Annotated in this window: 21 protein-coding genes; 6 read left to right on the plus strand and 15 right to left on the minus strand. The window is 62.2% G+C overall.

The genetic code is table 11. From position 1 onward, the window contains the following. Positions 1–3 precede the first annotated feature (3 nt). A complete protein-coding gene (locus tag SynMINOS11_RS02105) occupies positions 4–447 on the minus strand; it encodes a hypothetical protein (protein WP_186549544.1) in 444 nt (147 codons plus the stop codon). A 79-nt stretch (positions 448–526) separates the two neighbouring features. On the opposite strand from SynMINOS11_RS02105, the gene SynMINOS11_RS02110 reads away from it, so the two are divergent. Beyond that, positions 527–1,819, plus strand: coding sequence for a ChbG/HpnK family deacetylase (locus SynMINOS11_RS02110; protein ID WP_186549546.1), 1,293 nt, complete (start codon positions 527–529; stop codon positions 1,817–1,819). On the opposite strand, the gene SynMINOS11_RS02115 is transcribed toward SynMINOS11_RS02110, so the two are convergent. Genes SynMINOS11_RS02115 through SynMINOS11_RS02125 form a run of 3 tightly spaced genes read right to left on the minus strand, consistent with a single transcriptional unit; the run spans position 1,774 to position 6,027 of the window. Then, positions 1,774–2,730 carry a glycosyltransferase family 2 protein gene (locus tag SynMINOS11_RS02115; RefSeq protein ID WP_186549548.1) on the minus strand — a complete coding sequence of 319 codons (957 nt, stop codon included), beginning with the start codon at positions 2,728–2,730 and terminating at the stop codon, positions 1,774–1,776. The genes SynMINOS11_RS02110 and SynMINOS11_RS02115 overlap by 46 nt on opposite strands. Continuing rightward, positions 2,727–4,403, minus strand: coding sequence for a DUF2079 domain-containing protein (locus SynMINOS11_RS02120; RefSeq protein WP_186549550.1), 1,677 nt, complete (start codon positions 4,401–4,403; stop codon positions 2,727–2,729). The genes SynMINOS11_RS02115 and SynMINOS11_RS02120 overlap by 4 nt, the downstream gene beginning before the upstream one ends. Continuing rightward, on the minus strand, positions 4,384–6,027 hold the full coding sequence (locus tag SynMINOS11_RS02125) for a SulP family inorganic anion transporter (RefSeq protein WP_255445450.1): 1,644 nt from the start codon (positions 6,025–6,027) through the stop codon (positions 4,384–4,386). Before SynMINOS11_RS02125 ends, SynMINOS11_RS02120 begins: the two co-directional genes overlap by 20 nt. Here SynMINOS11_RS02125 and pyrC point away from each other — a divergent pair. Next, entirely contained in the window at positions 6,026–7,066 is a 1,041-nt protein-coding gene (gene pyrC / locus SynMINOS11_RS02130) for a dihydroorotase (RefSeq protein ID WP_186549554.1), read from the plus strand. The two genes, SynMINOS11_RS02125 and pyrC, sit on opposite strands and share 2 nt — an antisense overlap. On the opposite strand, the gene SynMINOS11_RS02135 is transcribed toward pyrC, so the two are convergent. The 10 genes from SynMINOS11_RS02135 to psbB form a co-directional block, all read right to left on the minus strand. After that, entirely contained in the window at positions 7,063–8,415 is a 1,353-nt protein-coding gene (locus SynMINOS11_RS02135; RefSeq protein WP_186549556.1) for a phospholipase D-like domain-containing protein, read from the minus strand. The two genes, pyrC and SynMINOS11_RS02135, sit on opposite strands and share 4 nt — an antisense overlap. Before the next feature lie 17 nt (positions 8,416–8,432). Then, on the minus strand, positions 8,433–8,714 hold the full coding sequence (locus SynMINOS11_RS02140) for a DUF2470 domain-containing protein (protein ID WP_011934829.1): 282 nt from the start codon (positions 8,712–8,714) through the stop codon (positions 8,433–8,435). Positions 8,715–8,740: 26 nt separating this feature from the next. Then, positions 8,741–8,863, minus strand: a complete 123-nt coding sequence (locus SynMINOS11_RS12805; RefSeq protein ID WP_255445451.1) for a hypothetical protein — start codon at positions 8,861–8,863, stop codon at positions 8,741–8,743. 5 nt (positions 8,864–8,868) lie between these two features. Then, positions 8,869–10,149 (minus strand): FGGY-family carbohydrate kinase, encoded by a 1,281-nt coding sequence (locus SynMINOS11_RS02145; protein ID WP_186549558.1) that lies wholly within the window; start codon positions 10,147–10,149, stop codon positions 8,869–8,871. Continuing rightward, positions 10,127–11,350, minus strand: a complete 1,224-nt coding sequence (metK, locus tag SynMINOS11_RS02150) for a methionine adenosyltransferase (RefSeq protein WP_011934831.1) — start codon at positions 11,348–11,350, stop codon at positions 10,127–10,129. The genes SynMINOS11_RS02145 and metK overlap by 23 nt, the downstream gene beginning before the upstream one ends. Before the next feature lie 24 nt (positions 11,351–11,374). After that, complete coding sequence (locus SynMINOS11_RS02155; RefSeq protein ID WP_186549559.1) at positions 11,375–12,073, minus strand: HAD family hydrolase; 699 nt, start codon at positions 12,071–12,073, stop codon at positions 11,375–11,377. A gap of 23 nt (positions 12,074–12,096) precedes the next feature. Then, complete coding sequence (locus SynMINOS11_RS02160; RefSeq protein WP_011934833.1) at positions 12,097–13,200, minus strand: 30S ribosomal protein S1; 1,104 nt, start codon at positions 13,198–13,200, stop codon at positions 12,097–12,099. Between the two features lie 92 nt (positions 13,201–13,292). Further along, positions 13,293–13,778, minus strand: coding sequence for a transcriptional regulator NrdR (nrdR, locus tag SynMINOS11_RS02165; RefSeq protein ID WP_011934834.1), 486 nt, complete (start codon positions 13,776–13,778; stop codon positions 13,293–13,295). Between the two features lie 177 nt (positions 13,779–13,955). Further along, a complete protein-coding gene (locus SynMINOS11_RS02170; RefSeq protein WP_011934835.1) occupies positions 13,956–14,051 on the minus strand; it encodes a photosystem II reaction center protein T in 96 nt (31 codons plus the stop codon). A gap of 21 nt (positions 14,052–14,072) precedes the next feature. Next, on the minus strand, positions 14,073–15,632 hold the full coding sequence (gene psbB, locus SynMINOS11_RS02175; RefSeq protein WP_186549561.1) for a photosystem II chlorophyll-binding protein CP47: 1,560 nt from the start codon (positions 15,630–15,632) through the stop codon (positions 14,073–14,075). 199 nt (positions 15,633–15,831) lie between these two features. Between psbB and SynMINOS11_RS02180 the strand changes: the two genes are divergently transcribed. Further along, positions 15,832–16,278: a 2Fe-2S iron-sulfur cluster-binding protein gene (locus tag SynMINOS11_RS02180; RefSeq protein ID WP_186550633.1), complete on the plus strand. Its 447-nt coding sequence runs from the start codon at positions 15,832–15,834 to the stop codon at positions 16,276–16,278. Positions 16,279–16,337: 59 nt separating this feature from the next. Further along, complete coding sequence (psbM, locus tag SynMINOS11_RS02185; protein WP_043736515.1) at positions 16,338–16,442, plus strand: photosystem II reaction center protein PsbM; 105 nt, start codon at positions 16,338–16,340, stop codon at positions 16,440–16,442. Between the two features lie 12 nt (positions 16,443–16,454). Here psbM and SynMINOS11_RS02190 read toward each other — a convergent pair whose 3' ends face one another. Further along, a complete protein-coding gene (locus SynMINOS11_RS02190) occupies positions 16,455–17,300 on the minus strand; it encodes a universal stress protein (RefSeq protein ID WP_186549563.1) in 846 nt (281 codons plus the stop codon). A 56-nt stretch (positions 17,301–17,356) separates the two neighbouring features. Between SynMINOS11_RS02190 and SynMINOS11_RS02195 the strand changes: the two genes are divergently transcribed. Both SynMINOS11_RS02195 and SynMINOS11_RS02200 read left to right on the plus strand, forming a co-directional pair. Further along, complete coding sequence (locus SynMINOS11_RS02195) at positions 17,357–17,800, plus strand: acyl-CoA thioesterase (RefSeq protein WP_186549565.1); 444 nt, start codon at positions 17,357–17,359, stop codon at positions 17,798–17,800. Positions 17,801–17,821: 21 nt separating this feature from the next. Beyond that, positions 17,822–18,919 carry a DNA-processing protein DprA gene (locus SynMINOS11_RS02200; RefSeq protein WP_255445452.1) on the plus strand — a complete coding sequence of 366 codons (1,098 nt, stop codon included), beginning with the start codon at positions 17,822–17,824 and terminating at the stop codon, positions 18,917–18,919. Positions 18,920–18,924: the final 5 nt, after the last annotated feature.

The following is an 18,924-nucleotide window of genomic DNA, read 5'->3' on the forward strand; positions in this document are numbered from 1 at the left end:
GGCTTAGTTGAGTAGATCGAGAACGTTGATCTTGTTGTCGTTGGTTTTGTTCTCATCTAGCTCGCCATAAACCGGACGCGGGTCTTCTTTGCCCTTGCAGAGATCCATCGTGTCGCGCGCTAGTCGCACCAATTCCTCTTTGCGCTCAAAGGAATTCATCTCGGCCGTTTTGGCTTGTTGGGTCACGGCAAAGGCCGTGTCTTTGCAGAACGCCGTCACAAAGGGTCGATCCATCAGCTCATCAGCCAATTGGCGGGCGGCGAGGCAGCCCGGCTCTTGATTGCGCCGCGCACATTCGACGATGGCGAAATAGGTGGGCTTGAGTTCGTCTCTGGTTAGTGGCTCGGCCAGTGGGTCTGGGCTGGTTTGGGCCAAGCCGCTGCCAGCGATGAGGGTCAAGAGCGGCACCACCGCCATGGCTGCAGCGTTTTGGAGCAGACCAGACATCGGCTGAGGGCATGCATGGGCTGCCAGTCTGCGTCCTTCATGGCACTGTGACCAGCGCAGATTGAACTGAGGCTTGGTCTTGCTGCAGACACTGATTCGCTACGCCCTGGTGGGCGGCGGTGCTGCAGCGATTCATCTGCTGCTGCTCCTGCTGCTGCCCCGCTTGGGGGCGCCATTGCCCCTGGCCAATGTGGCGGGCTATCTCACCGCATTGCTGTGGGGCTATGTCCTGCATGCCGTGCTGACGTTTCGCCGGCAAACCTCAGGGGAATTGTTCCCGCGCCGGTGGTTGCTGCTGCAGCTGGTGATCAACCTCAGCCTGAGTTTGGGCCTGCCCCAGCTGATGCCGCCGTTGGCAACCCATCCCGTTGGCATTGCCCTGCTGGTGTTCACGCCAACGGCTGTGAATGCTTTGGTGTGGTGGCTGGCGGCCCATCAGGTGCAGCGGCTACGCCGCGGCGATGGGCTAGCGACGTCGGCCCTGCAGTTCCATGCCGATGACCTCGGCCTTTGCACAGCGGTCAATGCCTCGATCTTGGCGTTGGCGGACCGCGGGCTGTTGCAAGGCACCAGCGTGATGCTCAATGGCAGCGATCTGAGTGGGGCGGTGGCTGGAGTGGCCCTGCGCCCCCAGCTGAATTTGGTGTTGCATTTGGTGCTCACCGAGGGGCTGCCGATTGCTGAGCAAGAGCAGGTCCCCGATCTGCTTAACGGGCGGGGTGAGCTTCAGCTCAAGGTGCATCGCTTGTTGTTGTTGTCGTTTTGGCCGCGGTCATGGGATTGGCCTCAATTGCGCAGGCAACGCCATCAATTGCGTCTGGAAGTGGATGCGCAGATCGATCGCTTTTGTTCGCTGTGGCCTGATCGCCCACTGCAAGTCGATGGCCATCAGCATGTGCACTTGATGCCGGTGGTGTGGCGGCAGCTGATGGCGTCCCGTCCCCAGCACCCTTTGGCTTGGGTTCGCACGGTGCATGAACCGTTGCCAGTGGGACTGCCACTTGGGGAGTGGTGGAGCGTGTTGCGGAGTGCTGGCTGGTTGAAATGGCTGCTGTTGCAGTCCCTCAGTGAGCTGCAGCGCCCTGATTTGGCGGCTCGCGGCATTGCCACCAACAAATGGTTTGCTGGGGTGCTGTGCACTGGGCGCATGGGTGATCGCGCCCTGCAGGCCTCACTTCGCAGCCTGCGGGCTTGTTTGCTGGGCCAGGAGCATCAGCACGCGTTGGTCTTGCTGCATCCCTCTGAACCGCTGCAGAGCGACCGGGAGCTTGAGCGCTTTGCAGAGTCGCAAGCCTTCTATCGCTCGCCTTGGCGCCAGCGTGAGGCTCAGGCCTTGCTGTCAGGAGCTGGGTGGATGTCGCGCACGAAATAGGCCGGGCGACGTTTGCTTTCCATGTAGATGCGTCCGACGTATTCCCCGAGGATGCCAATGCCGATCAGTTGCACCCCGCCGAGGAACAAGATCGCCACCACCAGCGTCGTCCAACCGGGCACGTCGATGCCAAAGACCAAGGTGATCGTGAGCCTGTAGAAGGCGTAGATCAGGCTCAGCAACGAAATCACCAAGCCCAGCAAGGTCCACACCTTCAAGGGCAAGACGGAAAAGCTGAAGATGCCATCGAGGGCATAGAGCCAGAGTCGGCGAGGGTTCCAAGCCGAGGTTCCGCTGCTGCGCGGTGGCCTGAGGTAGGGGATGTTGACGCTGCGGAAGCCAGTCCAGGGGTACAGCCCTTTGGAGAAACGATCGTTCTCCCGAAGCTCCGTGAGGGCTTGCACCACGGGAGCGCTCAACAACCGGTAGTCGCCGGCGCCATCGGTGAGCTCAATGGAGTCGACCATGCGGTTGAACAGCCTGTAAAAGCCGCTCGCACTTAGGATCTTGAGCCGTGATTCTTGATCGCGCTCATCGCGAACAGCCGTCACCATTTCGGCGCCAGCATGCCAATGCTGCACCATCTCAGCGATCAGCTCTGGTGGGTGCTGCAGATCGGAATCAATTTGGATCACCGCGCCGCAGCGGCCAACGGCTTGATCCAAGCCCGCCAACATGGCGGCCTCTTTGCCGAAATTGCGGGTGAGTTCCACCAGCGTGATCGGGGCTTGTGGTTGAGCCTCCATCCACTGACGGATGGCACCAGTGGTGTTATCGCGTGAGCCATCGTCGATCAGCAGGAGACGATCAACGGATGGCTGCGCCAGCACGGCTTCGATGAATGTGGTGATGCCGGCTTCTTCGTTGAAACAGCAGGCAATGGCCCACAGCTGGTTGTTGGTGGTGTTCATCGCTGCCGCTGGTTCAGCACCTGCTGGGCGCGTTCAAATTCTTGATTGAGGCATTGCGCAAGGTCTGCATTCCCGCTCTGGTCATCGGCTCTTCCGGTGCTGCTGTGCTTGAGCAGGATGCCGCTTGGCCCGCAACGGGCGATCTCATAGCTGCCGCTCGCAAGCAAGTGCTGGGTCAGATTCATGCCGTGCTCCAGGGTGTTGGCTTGCCGCCGGAAGGCTGGGGCATAGGTGGCTTTAAAGCGCGGCTGCAACACGATCCACTCGACGTCATGGGCTTGACCCTGCTCATCGGTGTAGCGGTAGTTGAAGGGATAGCGCAGCAGCACACGCCGTTCAGCCAGCATGGGAATCAATTGCGTTTCGGCTGAGACGCTGGCGTCTTTGGGAATGTTGCGGGTCAGGGTCCGGCTTTGGTAGCCCCGCTGCAGTTGTTGCCACGGGGAGACGTAGACCCACGGGTTGAGGCTGTCGGGAATCAGCATCGACAGGCTGTGGTGGGGGTTGCCGATTAAGGCAAACACCATTGACGCCACAGCGCAGCTTTGCCAGAGCCGCCGCACCCAACGCTGCTCAAACAGGGCCTGGCGTGAGCGCCACCAGATCACTGATCCAGCGAACACCCCTGGCACCAGATAAAGCATGAAGCGCAGATTGATCGAGAGGGCTGTCACCCCTTGAGCTGCCAGGGCCAAGAACAAAGGCACCGCCATTAACAACCAAGCATCGAGGCCAAGGATTGGCAGGAACCCCAGTGGCAACCAAAGGGCAACGAGTAGCTGCAGCGTTGGCCCCACAGGGGTGAGCAGTTCTTGCACAACGCGTTGGGGCTGCAGGGCCATGGCCTGCAGCAGATCAAGGGTGGAGCCCTTGCCGCCTTGATCACTCAAGAAATGGCCGAACCTGGCGCTCAGCAGCCGATCAGAGACCTCAGTGCCAAAAAGGGGTTGAACCGTGTTGGTGATCAGAACAACCGCCGCGGTGGCATACAGGCAAAGCCCCACTCCAGCCCAGCGCCAGCGGGGCTGGCGCAGCATCATCCAGAGGCCCAAGCTGAAGGCCAGCAGGCCCACGTCTTCGCGCACCAAGGGCAGCAACAGAGCGGCCGTTCCATACAGCCAGCGATTGCTGCGCCGAATGCCCAGCAGCAGGCTGAACACCAGCACCGGAACGGCGCAAAGGTCGTGGAAGTTCTCCAAGCTGGGGCCAATCACTGTGCCGCTGGCGAAGTAGCTCAGGGCGATCCAGCAGGCGATGCGTTCATCGAGATCGCAGCGGGCCAGTTCATAGAGCACCAGGCCGCCAGCGCTGATCAGGCCGATCTGAACGATGGGCAAGCTCCAGGGACCCAGTAGGGCCACCAGCGGCACCCACAGCAGCAACAGCGGTGTGAAGTGTTGGCCAAGGTGCAGATAGCCCAGGGTTGGCAGGGCTGTTTTATCCAGCAGCACCGGTGATGACAGCTCTGAAGCGAGCGTGCTCTCAAAGGGCCGGCCGCCTAAGGCACTCCAGATCTCCTGCAAAAACAGCCCCTGATCAAAGGTGGCCGTGAGCGTGTAGATGCGCCAGAACTGCAGAGCCAGGGCAAGGGCTGTGAACAGGCCTGCCCCAAGCAGAAAACGTTGCCGCGGAGAGATGGGCCGCGGCGTGAATTCAATGGGCGGGTTGCTCATCACCGATGCGCTCAAACAAGTCGAGGCTTTCCTCGTTGAGGCCTTCTACCTCCACTTGTGAACCGCCCTTGCGCAGTTTGCGGATCAACTGATTGAGGGCGCCCACGCCGCTTTGATCCCAGATGTGGGCATTCGACATGTCGATGGTGATCTTGGCGGGGTGCTCGTGCACATCAAATCCCTGCAAGAAATAGATCTTGCTGACAAAGAACAGCTGCCCCCTCACCACATAGCGGCGGGCATCGGGGCCCATCTCTTCCACATCAACGCGGATCACCTTGGCCACCTTGCGGCTGAACAAGATGGCGGCCAGCGCCACACCGGCCAACACACCCAAGGCCAGGTTGTGGGGGGTGGTGAGCATGGTGACGGCGAAGGTCATCAGCATCACCGAGGTGTCGCTCACCGGGATGCGGGCCAAGCGGCGCAGGCCTGCCATATCGGCTGTGCTGATGGCGATGCTGATCATGACGGCCACCAAGGCCGCCATCGGGATTTGCTCGAGCCAGGGCCGAGCCAACAGGATCATCGCCAGCAAGCTGACGCCTGAGAAGAAGGTGGAGAGGCGGGTGCGGCCGCCGTTGTCGATGTTCATCACCGATTGACCCACCAGGGCGCAGCCGGCCATGCCGCCAAAGAACGAGGACACGATGTTGGCGATGCCTTGCCCTCGGGCTTCGGTGTTCTTGTTTGAGTTGCTGTCGGTTTTGTCGTCGAGGATGTCTTGGGTGAGGAAGGTTTCCATCAAGCCCACCAAGGAAATGGCCAGGGCGGTGGGCAACACGATCCCCAAGGTTTCGAAATTGAATGGCACGCGGCCATCAGCTAAGGCACCAAAGGGGATGCCAAAGCTGGGCAGGCCCGAGGGCAGCTCACCAAGGCTGCGCACCGTTGGGATATCAAAGCCAAACAGGATGCTGATCAGCGTCAGCACCACGATCGCCACCAGCTGCGAGGGGACCACGCGGGTGATGCGCGGTAGGCCGTAGATGATCACGAGCCCCAACACCACCAAGCCCCAAATGATTGGCAGCTGAGCGCCATGGGGCAGCAGGTCATGGGCATGGCCGGCCGCTTCGGTTTCGCCGAAGTGCAGGTTGATGCCGAGTTGGGGGAACTGGGCCTGCAGGATCAATAGGGCCAGTGCATTCACAAAGCCGCTCAGCACCCCCTGGGGCACAAAGCGCATTTGATAGGCCAGGCGCAGATAGCCCCAGAGGATCTGCAAAACACCTGTGAGGATGCCGGCCACCAGCAAATAGCTGAGACCCAGTCCTTCGCCGCGGGCGTTGCCAGTGGCCACTAGCCCAGTCATCAGCAGGGCTGTGGAGCCTGTGGCGGAGGTGATCATCGCCATGCGGCCGCCCACCACGGCGATGGTGAGCGACAGGCAGAAGGCACCAAAGAGCCCCACCTGCGGATCCACCCCCGCAATGCCCGAGAAAGCAATGGCTTCCGGGATCATGGCGAAAGCCACCACCAAGCCTGAGAGCAGGTCGCGCTGGGGGTTTCCCAGCCACTGATCAGCCAGGCTGCTGGGCGTTTTGCTCACAGGCAACGGTGAAGAGCGCCTGCGACCGTAGGGCACAGCTGCTTTAAATAAAGGCAGTGCGTTGCAGCTCATGACTCCGGCTCCCGATCAGCTGGTGCTGCGCAGGCCCGATGACTGGCATGTGCATTTGCGTGATGACGTGATGCTCGAGCAGGTGATGCCGGCCACCGCGCGGCAATTTGCGCGCGCGATAGTGATGCCCAACCTGCGGCCGCCGGTGACCACCGTGGATGCGGCGATCGCCTATCGCCAGCGCATTGAGGCGGCATTGCCTGCTGGGATGGCCTTCACCCCATTGATGACGGCCTATCTCACCGATGACATCAGCCCTGATGAGCTGGAGCGCGGCCATCGAGAGGGCGTGTTCACTGCCGCCAAGCTCTATCCAGCCAATGCCACCACCAATTCAGCGGCGGGGGTGAGTGATCTGGCCTGCATCACAGCGGTTTTGGAGCGGATGCAGGCCATCGATATGCCCCTGTTGATTCACGGTGAGGTCACCGATCCCGACATCGACATCTTTGATCGAGAGGCGGTGTTTATTGAGCGGCATCTGATCCCGCTGCGCCGCCAGTTTCCGCAGCTGCGCGTGGTGTTTGAGCACATCACCACCGAGCAGGCCGCCCAATTTGTGGCTGATGGCGACCCACTGATGGCGGCAACCATCACGCCCCACCATTTGCACATCAACCGCAACGCCATGTTCCAAGGCGGGTTGCGCAGCGATTTCTATTGCTTGCCAGTGGCCAAGCGGGAGCGCCATCGCTTGGCGTTGCGCCAAGCGGCCACCAGCGGCAATCCCTCGTTTTTCTTGGGCACGGATTCAGCGCCCCATCCCCGCGCCGGGAAGGAAAGCAGCTGTGGCTGCGCTGGCATCTACAACGCGCCCTTTGCGCTGGAGAGCTATCTGGCGGTGTTTGAAGCCGAAGGCGCGCTGCAGCATTTCGAGGCGTTTGCCAGTGAAAACGGCCCGCGCTTCTACAAACTTCCCCTCAATGAGGGCACCATCACGCTTGAGCGCACGGCGCAATTGGTGCCAGCACAACTGGAGGGGCAGTGCCTGGTGCCGTTCCATGCCAGTGAGGTGTTGGATTGGCGTTTGGCCGATTAATCAGCGATTTGACTCTGGCCGCAGAGCCGTTGGCTGCGCTCCAGCTTGTGCCGCAGCCGCGGGGTAATGCCGAGCTCAGCGCTCTGCCAGAGCCGGTCCATTTCACGGCTGAAGTGAGCCGCCAGTGTTGGTGAGTTGATTACCAAGAGCGTTTCGTCGTTGGTGTGGGCAGCCGCTGGGCTCCAGTTGAAGCTGCCGGTGATCACGGTTTGGCCATCGATCACAGCGAACTTGTGATGCAGCTTGTCGCCTCTGCTTAGTCGCGGCGTGCCGACGTTCTTCAAGGGCGTGGCCCAAGGGTTGTTGCCAGCTTCCAGGCGGCAGCGGTGGTCGGCCATCGCCAGCCCCTTGAGATCAAGCCATTCGGAATAGCTGCGGTGGGCAAAGCCTGGATCCACCAGCACCCGGATCTGAACGCCCTGATCACGTTTGAGCGCCAGCACATCGGCCAGCTCTTGGGCTGAGAACACAAATAAGGCCAAATCAATGCTGCGTTGGGCTTGCTCCAGCTGCTGGCGAATCAGCGCGAGGCCGTGATCGGGGTTATTCCCCCGGTGGGGTGCAAACAGCACGCTGGCGTGATCGCTGCCGAGGTGTGCTCGCTGCAGCCGGCGGCTGTTTTTGCCCAGGCCAAAGCGGCTATCGGGCTTGCCGCCTGGTCCATCACCCCAGAGCTGCTCAAACTCCTCGGCAAACAGCCCTGCCAGCTGGGGGCTCTCCAGCTGCAGCAGGTGGTTCACATTGCCGCGGCTGCTGGCTTGGCCGGCATCGCCATGGAGGCCGGAGCTGGTGAAATTCGCTGAGCCCGTGAGCACCCGCTGGCGGTCGATCACCACAAATTTGTGGTGCATCAACCCGCTGCCAGCACTGCCATCGGCGGTGTCATCCAGCAGTGGCACACCAGCGCGTTGCAAGAGCGCAATCGCATCGCTCCAGCCCAGCTTTTGAAGCCGGCGCAGTCGCTTTTGCTGGTGAGGTTCCAGACCCGCGGGATGTTGCAGGCTCCAAGGGGCGCTGTAGTTATTCTCCAGCACCAGCTTCACCGTCACGCCAGCGCGGTGGCGCTCGATCAGGGCCTCAGCAATGGCCGGCAGGGTGAGCTCTTGAACCGCCACCAGCACTTCCCGTTGAGCTCCGGCTATGGCGGTGATGAGCTGCTGCTCAAGGTTGTCGCCAGGGCGCCTTTGACCCGTCAGCGGGCTGATGTAGCTGCTGCCGAGGCGGTGGTTGAAGCCCGCCGTGATGAACTCCGGCTGCGGCAGGGTGGCTTCAGGCCATGGGCGGTACTGCGCCGCTGCTGTGCAGCCACTGCAAAGGGCTGCCAGCGCCAGGGCGCTGAGGCGATGCATGGCCAGCCGCTGGGGGCTTAGTCAGCGTTCCCCGGTTGGGGCATGGCGCGCAGCATTGCCACCAAAGTGCGGTGGGCGTCTTCGCTGTCGCTGAGGGTGTGATCAAAGGCGATGCTGAGCTCGCTGCCATCGACATCCAGCAGCATCCGCTCGGGTTCCACCTTCAGCATGCGGGCCTGGCTGGGGTTCTCAGCGCCGCCGTAATGGCGCGCGTAGGCCACCACCGCTTCGGCGTGGTCGTCGTTCATGTGAGCGCAAATGCGATCGCTAACGGCGGAGGTGAGGGGATCAGCTGCCATGGAGTGCAGAACGGAAGGAGAAGGGGTCAGGCCAAGCCTGAGAAGCGCTGCCACAGCAGCCAGCCCAGCCTGATGGCACTGAAGGCCACAAAGCCACTGAGGATCACGAACAAACCCATCGAGACGATGGTGCGTACGCGTTCAGGCATGGACTTCAGCCACTGGACTGTCCCAGTGTGGCCGTCTGTCTAGCGAGCAGCGCCATGGCGGCGGCTGGACTGGCCTTGCTGCGGTTGAGAACGGGCTTGATGAGCAGCTTTTGGCGCAGGGCGCGCCACTGGGGATTGTTGGCGCCGCCGCCAACGCTCAATACCCGCTGCACCCTCGGAGCCCCCAGCTCCTCTAGGCGCTGCCAGCCCTGGCGCTCAATGTTGCTGAGCCCCTCCAATAGCGCCTGCAGATACAGCGCATCACTCACTGGCCGCGGCTCCAGCACCGGCTCTAGCTCGGGATCATCGATGGGGAACCGCTCACCCTTGTGCGGCAGCGGACGCAGGCTGAGACCTGTGGAGCGCTCTGGGTTGATTTGGCGGCTGAGCTCCTCCAGTTGCTCCTGGCTGAAGAACTGCCGCAACACCCCGCCGCCGGCATTGGAGGCGCCGCCCACCAGCCAGCGGCCGGCGATGCGGTGGTTGTTGATGCCCGGGCCGCTCAGGGGCTGAGGCGCAAATTGCTTCAGCACCAAGGTGGTGCCAAGCACTGCGATGCCATCGCCCTCTTGAGGCTCAGCCGCCAGCACAGCGGCGTTGGCATCGGTTGTGCCGCTAACGATCTGGCAGCTCACTGGCAGCTGGAGTTCGGCTGCGGCTGCATTCCCAATCAGGCCCACCAGCTGGCCACTGGGGATCACCGCTGGAAGGGCGCCTGCCCAGCTGCTGCAGGCGATCCCGCCAGTCCATTGGTTGCTCCGTAGATCCCAGCCCAGCCGCAGGTTGTTGCCTTCTTCCCCCAAGCTCCAATTCCCCAGGAGCCATCCCATCAGCCAATCGGCTTGATGGCGCAGCAGCAGCTCGCTGCCGGGCTGCTCATTCAGCTGCTCAAGCAGCCGCAAACTGCGGGCCACACTGCCGCTACTGCTGCCGGCACTTCCGCCATTGGGCACCAGTTCGCGGGTTTGCTGGGCCTGCTCAGGGCAGGCGTCGTTGTAGGCCAGCGCTGGAGCCAAGGGCTCTCCGGTTGGTCTGCAAGCCAACAGGGTGCCGGAGGTGCCATCGATAGCAATCGCGCCGATTTGCTGGCGCTGCTCTTCTTCGAGTTGGGCGAAAAGCTGCTGAACGCCCAGGCGCCAGCTTTCAGCTTGACGAAAAGCTCCTGGATAGGGGCAGCTGAGTTGCTGGATGGGCCCAGTGGCATCGACCAGGGCCAGGCGGCAGCCGCTGGTCCCCAGATCAATGCCGCAGCCCAGCAAGGCCTTAGCCCTTGAGCTTGGCGGCAATCACGCTCACGTCTTCCCAGGGCAGGTTCAGGTCGCTGCGGCCGAAGTGGCCGTAGGCCGCCACTTCGCGGTAGAAGTTTCCTCCCCGCTGTTGAGGCAGGTTGCGCAGCTTGAAGTTTTCGATGATGGCGCCGGGGCGCAGATCGAAATTGGCGTTGACCAGCTCGGTGAGCTCGTCGTTGCTATGGCTGCTGGTGCCGAAACTCTCCACCAGGATGCTGACGGGCTTGGCCACGCCGATTGCGTAGCTGAGTTGCACCTCGGCTTTACGGGCCAGGCCGGCGGCCACTAAGGCTTTGGCCACAAAGCGGGCGGCATAGGCCGCGGAGCGGTCCACTTTGGTGGGGTCTTTGCCGGAGAAGGCGCCACCGCCGTGGCGCGCGTAGCCGCCGTAGGTGTCAACGATGATCTTGCGGCCGGTCAGGCCGGCATCGCCCTGGGGACCACCCACCACAAATTTGCCGGTGGGGTTCACCAGGTATTTGGTGGTGTCCTTGCTGGGCTTGAGGCTCAGATCAGCGGTGGCTGGCTCCACCACGTGGGTCCAGAGATCTGCGGAGATGCGCTCCCGCAGGCCCTTCTCATCACTGATGCCATCGATCTCAGCAATGTGCTGCGTGGAGATCAAGATCGTGTCGATGGCCACCGGTTGGTCGTCTTCATAGACGACGCTCACCTGGGTTTTGCCATCAGGCAGCAGATAGCCAAGAGTGCCGTTGTGACGCACTTCAGCCAAACGCCGGGCCAGGCGGTGCGCCAGGCTGATCGGCAGGGGCATTAGTTCTGGGGTCTCGTCACAGGCGTAGCCAAACATGATGCCCTGATCGCCCGCGCCCACCTTGTCGAGGGGGTCGCCGGCATGGTCATCGGCCTCATCCACGCCCTGGGCAATGTCAGGCGATTGTTGGTCCAGGGCCACCAACACAGCGCAGCTGTTGGCGTCAAAACCACCCGCTTTGGCACTGCTGTATCCGATATCGGCGATCACACCGCGCACCAGGGTGTTGAAGTCCACGCGCGCTGTGGTGGTGACTTCGCCGGTGATGATGCAGAGCCCTGTGTTGACCACCGTTTCGCAAGCCACGCGGCTGGCTGGATCCTGCGCCAGCAGCGCGTCGAGCACGGCATCACTGACCTGATCGCAGATCTTGTCGGGATGTCCCTCTGTGACGGACTCAGAAGTAAAGACGTACCGGGACATGCATAGCCGCTGGGGGCCAGCAGATTACAGCTCTGGGCTTTGGGCCCAATTCGCAAATGAGCCATGACTGCCCTCCAGCTTGAAGGGCACCGACCAGCCGCCTGTGAAGGCCAGGCTCCAGGCCAATCCAGCCCCCTGGGCCATGGCCAGATCATCGGCTGCATCTCCAATCAAGCCGCAGCGCTGGGGCTCGACACCAAGCTCTTGGCATAGCGCCAGGGCCGCAGCTGGATCGGGCTTGCGGGGGCTGCGCTCAGCGCCATGGACGGCGCAGAAGAGATGGCGCAGGCCATGGGTTTGCAGAAATGCTTCCAGGCTGGGGCCCAGATCGCTGCTGATTACAGCGAGCTTGAGTCCTTGCCGGTGCCAGCGCTCAAGCACTGGCTTGAGTCCGGGCAGGGGCGGGGTGCATAGGGCTTTGCTGCCCGCCAGCTGGGCATCGGCTTGATCAAGCGCCGCTTGGGCCCATTGGCGGGCTTGCCCCCAGCTATGGCCAGCGGCAGCAAGCACCGTGGCGGTGCTGATCAGGTTGTCGTGGCGGCTGGCGACGGCGGTACTGCCGCTGGGATCAAGCTGACCGTTGCGCAGCCCGTAGGCCAGCAGCAACGGTTCGGTGATGCCGGGATCGCCGCTGAGCTCTGCACAACAAAGCGCCCTGGCCTGGGCCAGGGCGCTGAGGAAACCATCACTGCGGCAGAGGGTGCCGTCCTTGTCGAACAGCACTGCCTCGGTGGTGGGGAGCTGAATCAGCTCATCTCCATGTCCATGCCGTCTTCGTCGGCCTGCTCCATCAGCATTTGCTTGTAGCGAGCGGCCATTTCCTCGGCGTTGTCGAACACCTTCTGGGGGTCGGTGAGCATGTCGCCCGGCTCCGGCTCAAGGGCCTTGGTGGAGAGGGAGATGCGGCCGCGTTCGGCGTCGAGGTCGATGATCATCACCTTCATCTGATCGTTCACGTTGAGAACGCTGTGGGGCGTCTCGATGTGCTCGTGGCTGATCTCGGAGATGTGCAGCAGACCACTGACACCGCCGATGTCGATGAAGGCGCCGTAAGGCTTGATGCCGCGGACCGTACCCAGCACCACTTCGCCCACTTCGAGGCGATTCATCTTGCGCTCCACCAAGGCGCGGCGATGGCTGAGCACAAGACGGTTGCGCTCTTCGTCCACCTCAAGGAACTTCAGAGGCAGGAATTCAGCCACCAGCTCCTCTTTGGGCTTGCGGGTGCTGATGTGGCTGCCAGGGATGAAGCCCCGCAGGCCTTCGACCCGCACCAGGGCACCACCACGGTTGGTGGCAAACACCTCGCTGTAGATCGTGGCGTCTTCTTTCTGCAGCTGACGCACCCGCTCCCAGGCGCGCTGGTATTCGATGCGGCGGATGGACAGGGAGAGCTGCCCGTCCTCGTTCTCCTCGCTGAGGATGAAGAACTCGCGGGTTTCGCCCGGCTCGAGAACGTCTTCGAGGGTTTCAACCCGGTTGATCGACACCTCGGGCAGAGGCATGAAGGCGGCCGTCTTGGCGCCGATGTCGATCAGAGCACCTTTGGGCTCCAGGTTGAACACGGTGCCGTTAACAACGTCACCGGGTTTGAAGTGATAGTCGTACTTGCTGAGAAGGGATGTGAAGTCCTCCAGCGTGAAGCCAACGTCTTCGTTGTTGGCACTGGGAGTGCGCTGGCCGTCATCAGCACTAGGCACCTCCTCAGGGATGTCATCAGCCATGTCCTGGGCCATGGCATCAAGGCTTTGCTCCACATCCAGCAGGTTCTCTGCCTGCTCAGTTGCGGTGCTCTCCAGTTCCGGCTGCTCTACAGCGCTGGACTCAGAAGAGGAGGGGGTCACGGTCATGGAGGAGGTGCGGCGGCCTGCCAAGCAGCAGGGCGAATGGAATGGTTGACGCGATCAGCTCCGCCGAAGCCACACGTCGATCGACCACGCTATCAGCTGATCTTCGCGAGTTGGCGCTTGACCTGATTGCGTTGCCGTAAGGCATCCAGCGTGGTGATGAAGTCACTGATGCCGCTGAATTTGCCGTAGACCGAAGCAAAACGGACATAGGCCACCTCGCTGAGGTCGCCGAGTTCTTCGAGCACCAAATCACCCAACTGCTGGCTGGTGATTTCTTTTTGGTTGCGCTGCTGAAGTTGCAGCTCGATCTCTTCAACGAGCAGCTCGAGGCGATTGGTTTCCAGCCCCGTTTTTTCGCAAGCGCGAACCAGGCCCGTCAACAATTTGCTGCGGCTGAATGTCTCCCTGGTGCCGCTGCGTTTGACCACGGTGATGGTCATGGTTTCCACCCGCTCATAGGTGGTGAACCGAAACTCACAATTCAGACATTCGCGGCGCCGGCGCACACTCTTCCCTGAATCAGCTGCCCGTGATTCGAGCACCCGACTGTCGGTGTGTTGGCAGGACGGACACTGCAAAGGCTGGCTATTTACCGCTGTCAGAGTGTAGTCAGCCTGTCGCCCTTTGAGAAGCCCTGGCCTGCCATGGGTCTCGCCCGAGCCTGGGCCGGCTTCCTTTCAAGGCCATGAGACTGGCGCTCGTGCATCGCAGCCCTGAGACGAAAAAACCCCCGCCGAAGCGGGGGTTTGAAGGGGTCACTTGCCGATCTTGGGGGGATCCCTCAAGGCGATGGCAAAGAACAAAGTGCCAATTGAGAAGGCAAGGATGAGGATGTAAGCAAAGCTTTCCATCGGTTATTTCCTCCGGAAGGGTCAGCTGAGGGGTGTACCAGCGGGGGGCACGTAGCCCTCCGGCAGACGACGGGTGGATTTGTCTCCGAGCTTTTGGAACAGGCCGAATTCAACCTGTTCGCCGAGGTCGGGGTCAATTCCGGCGAACACATCGCGGTAGAGGGTGCGAGCACCGTGCCAGATGTGGCCGAAGAAGAACAGCAGGGCGAAGGTGGCGTGGCCGAAGGTGAACCAGCCGCGCGGTGAGCTGCGGAAGGTGCCGTCGGAGTTGTAGGTCTCGCGGTCGAAGTTGAAGGCTTCACCCAGCTGGGCTTTCCGGGCCAAACGCTTCACATCAGCGGGGTCAGTGAAGGTTTGTCCTGCCAGCTCGCCGCCATAAACAGTCGCGGTGACGCCGGTTTGTTCGAAGGAGTACTTCGCTTCGGCGCGGCGGAAGGGGATGTCAGCGCGAACGATGCCGTCCTTGTCTTCGAGCACCACAGGGAAGTTCTCGAAGAAGTTGGGCAGGCGGCGCACCTGCAGATCACGGCCGTCTTTGTCCGTGAAAGCAATGTGGCCAATCCAGCCGGTCGGCAGACCATCGCCGTTCACCATCGGACCAACACGGAACAGGCCGCCCTTGGCGGGGCTGTTGCCGACGTAGTCGTAGAAGGCGAGCTTTTCAGGGATCGCGGCGTAAGCCTCCTCAGCTGAGGCGCCTTCGGCGATCGCGCCCTGGGCGCGGCGTGCAATCTCTTGCTTGAAGTAGTCCTGGTCCCATTGGTAACGGGTGGGGCCAAACAGTTCGATCGGAGTTGCAGCAGCTCCGTACCACATGGTTCCGGCCACGATGAAGGCGGCAAAGAACACAGCAGCGATGGCGCTGGCGAGCACCGTCTCAATGTTGCCCATGCGCAGAGCCTTGTAGAGACGCTCAGGCGGGCGGGTGGTGATGTGGAAGATGCCCGCAATGATGCCGACGATGCCAGCAGCGATGTGGTGGGCAACGATTCCACCGGGGTTGAAGGGGTTAAACCCTTCTGGGCCCCAAGCGGGTTGAACCTTCTCGAGGTGGCCAGTAATGCCGTACGGGTCACTGACCCACATGCCCGGGCCAAAGACACCGGTCAAGTGGAAAGCGCCAAAGCCAAAGCAGCCCAGGCCGGCGAGCAGCAGGTGAATACCAAAGATCTTGGGCAGGTCGAGGGCAGGCTCACCCGTGCGGGGGTCTTGCCAGATCTCCAGGTCCCAATAGGTCCAATGCCAAATGGCCGCTAGGAACAGCAGGCCACTGAACACGATGTGGGCGGCAGCAACGCCTTCGAAGCTCCAGAAACCCGGTTCCACGCCGGTGGCCCCGGTGATGCTCCAGCCACCCCAGCTATCGGTCACGCCCAGGCGGGCCATGAAGGGCATCACGAACATGCCCTGACGCCACATGGGGTTCAGGACAGCGTCTGAGGGGTCAAAAATGGCGAGCTCATACAGAGCCATCGAGCCGGCCCAGCCGGCAACCAGGGCGGTGTGCATCAGGTGCACAGCCAGAAGGCGGCCCGGGTCGTTGATGACAACGGTATGAACCCTGTACCAGGGCAATCCCATGGGTTCGGCGCAGTAAAACGAGACGGAAGCTCCGCAGCGAGTGCAGAGGTCGCATGATCGTAAGGGGTTTCAGCCGCAGAGCGGTTTGAGGTTTCAAAGGGAAACAGTCATCTGCCCCTGGATCGGAGGGCTGATTGCCTCTTGGTGTCACAAAACGCAAACTCCCGCCTGCAGAATGCAGCGTCTTTGGGAGCGGCCCATGCCGGTGGTGCGGTTTGTGCGGGAGGGGCGAGAGGTGTTGTGTCCTCCTGGAGCCAATTTGCGGGAGTTGGCCCTTCAAGAAGGTGTTGAGCTCTATGGATTGAAGGGGCGGCTGGGCAACTGCGGCGGCTGCGGCCAATGCATCACCTGCTTTGTTGAAGTGGTGGCCGAGCGCAAAGAGGGCGCGTTAACGCCACTGACGCCGGTCGAGCAGCAGAAGTTGCGGCGTCGCCCGGAGTCGTGGCGTTTGGCTTGTCAGGCCTTGGTGCAGGAATCGGTGGCGGTGCTCACGCGTCCGCAGGCTGGCCGCGACGCGCAAAAACAAGCGATTGCTGCAGCCCAAGCCGAGCCATTGCCTGAGGGCCGGATGCCTGAGCCCGACCCCGAGCCCGAAGAGGGTGCTGACGATGAGGTGGACAGCGGGGCTGAGAGCGACGAGCTGTGAACCCAGGCTGAGGAGTCCCCAACGGCGGTGATACCCTCCCGGGGTCTCCTCCAGTGGTCATGGAAACCAACGATCTCGGCTTTGTGGCCACCTTGCTGTTCGTGTTGGTTCCCGCCATCTTTTTGATCATCCTTTACATCCAGACCAACAGCCGAGAAGGTTGATCTGGGCTGGCGTTAGCGGGATTCCGGTTCCCGTACCAGCAACACCGGGGCGGGAGCATGCACCCGCACAAAATCACTGACGGATCCACCGAGCAAACGGTCGAGATCGACCAAGCCGCGCGCGACCAGAGGGCGCCGGTCTTGGGAGGCGATCACCACCAAGTCGGCATTGAGCTCTTCGGCGGCTGCGCACAGCCCCCTGGCGATATCTCCAGTCCGGTGCACCGTTTGCAAGTCCACGCCGAATTGGCGGGCCCGCTGTTTGGCTTTTTCCAGCAGGCTGTCACTAGGGCTGTTGCCGCTGCGGGACGGAGCCAGGTCGTGGTGGCTGACGTGAACGCCATGGAGCACGCAGCCGGGAATGCTCTTGGCGAGCTCGCAAGCCAGCTTGAGGGCGTCATCGCCGACGCCGGTGCCGTCAATGCCCACCATCAAACGATTGATGTGGCGCACATAGAGGTCGTCGCGCACCAGCAGCATTGGGCGCGTCGAGAGTTGGAAGACGTATTGGCTGGTGCTGTTGGCCAAGATCGATTGCAGCCGGCCAAGGCCGCGTGACCCCATCACGATCAGGTCGGCATCGAGTTCGTCGGCGACCTTGAGCACGGTTTGTTTGGTATCGCCCTGGCGCAAGATCGTGTTCACCTCACCGGGGTTGAGGCCAAGCCGTTGAACGGCTTCGGCCAGCAGGGCGCCACCCTCTTTCCAATGCTCCTGAAGGTTGCTGCTGTTTTGGTCGGAGACCACGTGCAACAGGTTGAGCCGCGTGCTGGCAAAACCGGGGATATCGCGGAGCATGCGAATCATTTCTTCCACATGCCCCTTGCCAGAGTCGGCGATCAACAGGTTGCGGAACATCAGTGTCTGGAGCTCGTAGCGGCAGCCTATGGCGAGCAATTGAGCTGGGCTAGGGAATGGCTGGGGATGTAACGCGCTTGCCGTGGGTCTGTCGCAAACAGGTGCTGCCGCAAGACACCGACCATGCCGGGGTGCTTTGGCATGGGTCCTATGTGGCCTGGCTTGAGGAGGCGAGGGTTCTGGCCTTGGCCGAGGCCGGTTTGGCCTATGCCGAGCTTTCGGCCCAGGGGTTGGAATTGATGGTGGTCGATTTGCAGATCCGCTATCTGCAGGCGTTGGCCCATGGAGAAGCGGTGGAGTTGCACAGCTGGTTGCAGCCCCACAGCGGTGTGCGCCTGCCGTTGCTGACGCGCTTCATCCAGGGCGATGGGGCTGTGGCTGCTGAGGCGGTCGTCACCTTGGCGCTGGTGGATCGCCGGCGCGGACGGCTGCAACGCCAGCGCCCGCCAGAGCTGGAGGCGGCGTTGAAGCAGTTGGCGGCGGGCCCTGTGGCAGGCTGATAATACAAATGAACTAATAGCTTGGCGATTGTTGGGCGCAGGAGTTGGTGGTGGACCTGGCTTCAGGTCCCTGGTGTTGGGATCAGCCGGATCAAGCAGCTGGAGCAGGCCTTTGGCAGCTTGCAAGCGGCGTGGTGGGCGCCTGCTGAGCAGCTGTTGGCGTTGCCAGGCGTGGGGCCGTCGCTGCTGGCAGGCCGTGATCAGCTGCAGCAGCGGGCTGCAGCGCTGCCCTTGCCAGTGCCGCCCAAGGTGTTGCTGCCCAGCGATTTAGCCATGCCACCGGCCCTAACAGCGCTGCCGCAGCCGCCCGCAGCGCTGTTTTGGGGCGGCCGCGGCGCGCTATGGCCGTTGCTGCGCCGCCAGCAGGCCATTGCCGTGATTGGTAGCCGCCGGGCTTCTCCCTATGGCTGCCGCTGGGCGCAGCAGTTGGGCGTTGCCCTGGCTGCTGCGGGCTGGCCGGTGATCAGTGGGCTGGCGGAAGGCGTTGATGCTCAGGCCCACCAGGGCTGTTTAGAGGCTGGGGGCACGCCCATTGCCGTACTGGGCACCTCGCTGGAGCGGGTCTATCCGCGCCATCACCAGCGGCTTCAAAGCCAGGTGGGTAGGCGGGGTTTGTTGATCTCCGAGCAAGCGCCAGGGGCTCCTGGATTGCGGGGCGCGTTTGCCAAAAGGAATCGCTTGTTGGTGGCGATGGCCCAAGCCGTGGTGTTGGTGGAGTGCCCGCAGCGCAGTGGTGCCCTCTTGGCGGCCCAGATCGCCTGGTCGCTGCAGCGGCCGCTTTGGGTGGTGCCGGCTGATAGTGATCGCGCATCGGCTGCTGGCAGCAATGGCTGGCTCAACCAAGGGGCGACCGCCCTCCTCGATCCCACTCAACTTGTGGAGGCCTTGGGCCCAGGTCCGTTGCAGCCGCTGGCGCTGCCGCAGCGGCCAGACCCATCACCGCTGCTGAGCGCCTTGGGTTCGGGAGCCAGTTTTGAGGCGCTGCAACGGCGATTGCACCTCTCCCCAGGAGCCTTGGCGCAGCAACTGCTGCACCATGAGCAGCAGGGCTGGATTGAAGCTCTGCCTGGGTTGTGCTGGCGTCCGCGTCACACTGAGATTGATTTGCCTGTGGCCTAGCAGCC

The sequence above is a fragment of the Synechococcus sp. Minos11 genome (genome assembly GCF_014279855.1).
Taxonomy (GTDB): domain Bacteria; phylum Cyanobacteriota; class Cyanobacteriia; order PCC-6307; family Cyanobiaceae; genus RCC307.

Bases quoted from the DNA above. Each gene is read 5' to 3' on its own strand.
- SynMINOS11_RS02120 (WP_186549550.1), bottom strand. From the start codon at position 4,403: ATGAGCAACCCGCCCATTGAATTCACGCCGCGGCCCATCTCTCCGCGG.
- metK (WP_011934831.1), bottom strand. From the start codon at position 11,350: ATGTCCCGGTACGTCTTTACTTCTGAGTCCGTCACAGAGGGACATCCC.
- SynMINOS11_RS12805 (WP_255445451.1), bottom strand. From the start codon at position 8,863: ATGCCTGAACGCGTACGCACCATCGTCTCGATGGGTTTGTTCGTGATC.
- SynMINOS11_RS02105 (WP_186549544.1), bottom strand. From the start codon at position 447: ATGTCTGGTCTGCTCCAAAACGCTGCAGCCATGGCGGTGGTGCCGCTC.
- pyrC (WP_186549554.1), top strand. From the start codon at position 6,026: ATGACTCCGGCTCCCGATCAGCTGGTGCTGCGCAGGCCCGATGACTGG.
- SynMINOS11_RS02115 (WP_186549548.1), bottom strand. From the start codon at position 2,730: ATGAACACCACCAACAACCAGCTGTGGGCCATTGCCTGCTGTTTCAAC.
- SynMINOS11_RS02160 (WP_011934833.1), bottom strand. From the start codon at position 13,200: ATGACCGTGACCCCCTCCTCTTCTGAGTCCAGCGCTGTAGAGCAGCCG.
- SynMINOS11_RS02135 (WP_186549556.1), bottom strand. From the start codon at position 8,415: ATGCATCGCCTCAGCGCCCTGGCGCTGGCAGCCCTTTGCAGTGGCTGC.
- SynMINOS11_RS02195 (WP_186549565.1), top strand. From the start codon at position 17,357: ATGGCTGGGGATGTAACGCGCTTGCCGTGGGTCTGTCGCAAACAGGTG.
- psbM (WP_043736515.1), top strand. From the start codon at position 16,338: ATGGAAACCAACGATCTCGGCTTTGTGGCCACCTTGCTGTTCGTGTTG.
- SynMINOS11_RS02170 (WP_011934835.1), bottom strand. From the start codon at position 14,051: ATGGAAAGCTTTGCTTACATCCTCATCCTTGCCTTCTCAATTGGCACT.
- SynMINOS11_RS02125 (WP_255445450.1), bottom strand. From the start codon at position 6,027: ATGAGCTGCAACGCACTGCCTTTATTTAAAGCAGCTGTGCCCTACGGT.
- psbB (WP_186549561.1), bottom strand. From the start codon at position 15,632: ATGGGATTGCCCTGGTACAGGGTTCATACCGTTGTCATCAACGACCCG.
- SynMINOS11_RS02140 (WP_011934829.1), bottom strand. From the start codon at position 8,714: ATGGCAGCTGATCCCCTCACCTCCGCCGTTAGCGATCGCATTTGCGCT.
- SynMINOS11_RS02180 (WP_186550633.1), top strand. From the start codon at position 15,832: ATGCCGGTGGTGCGGTTTGTGCGGGAGGGGCGAGAGGTGTTGTGTCCT.
- SynMINOS11_RS02190 (WP_186549563.1), bottom strand. From the start codon at position 17,300: ATGTTCCGCAACCTGTTGATCGCCGACTCTGGCAAGGGGCATGTGGAA.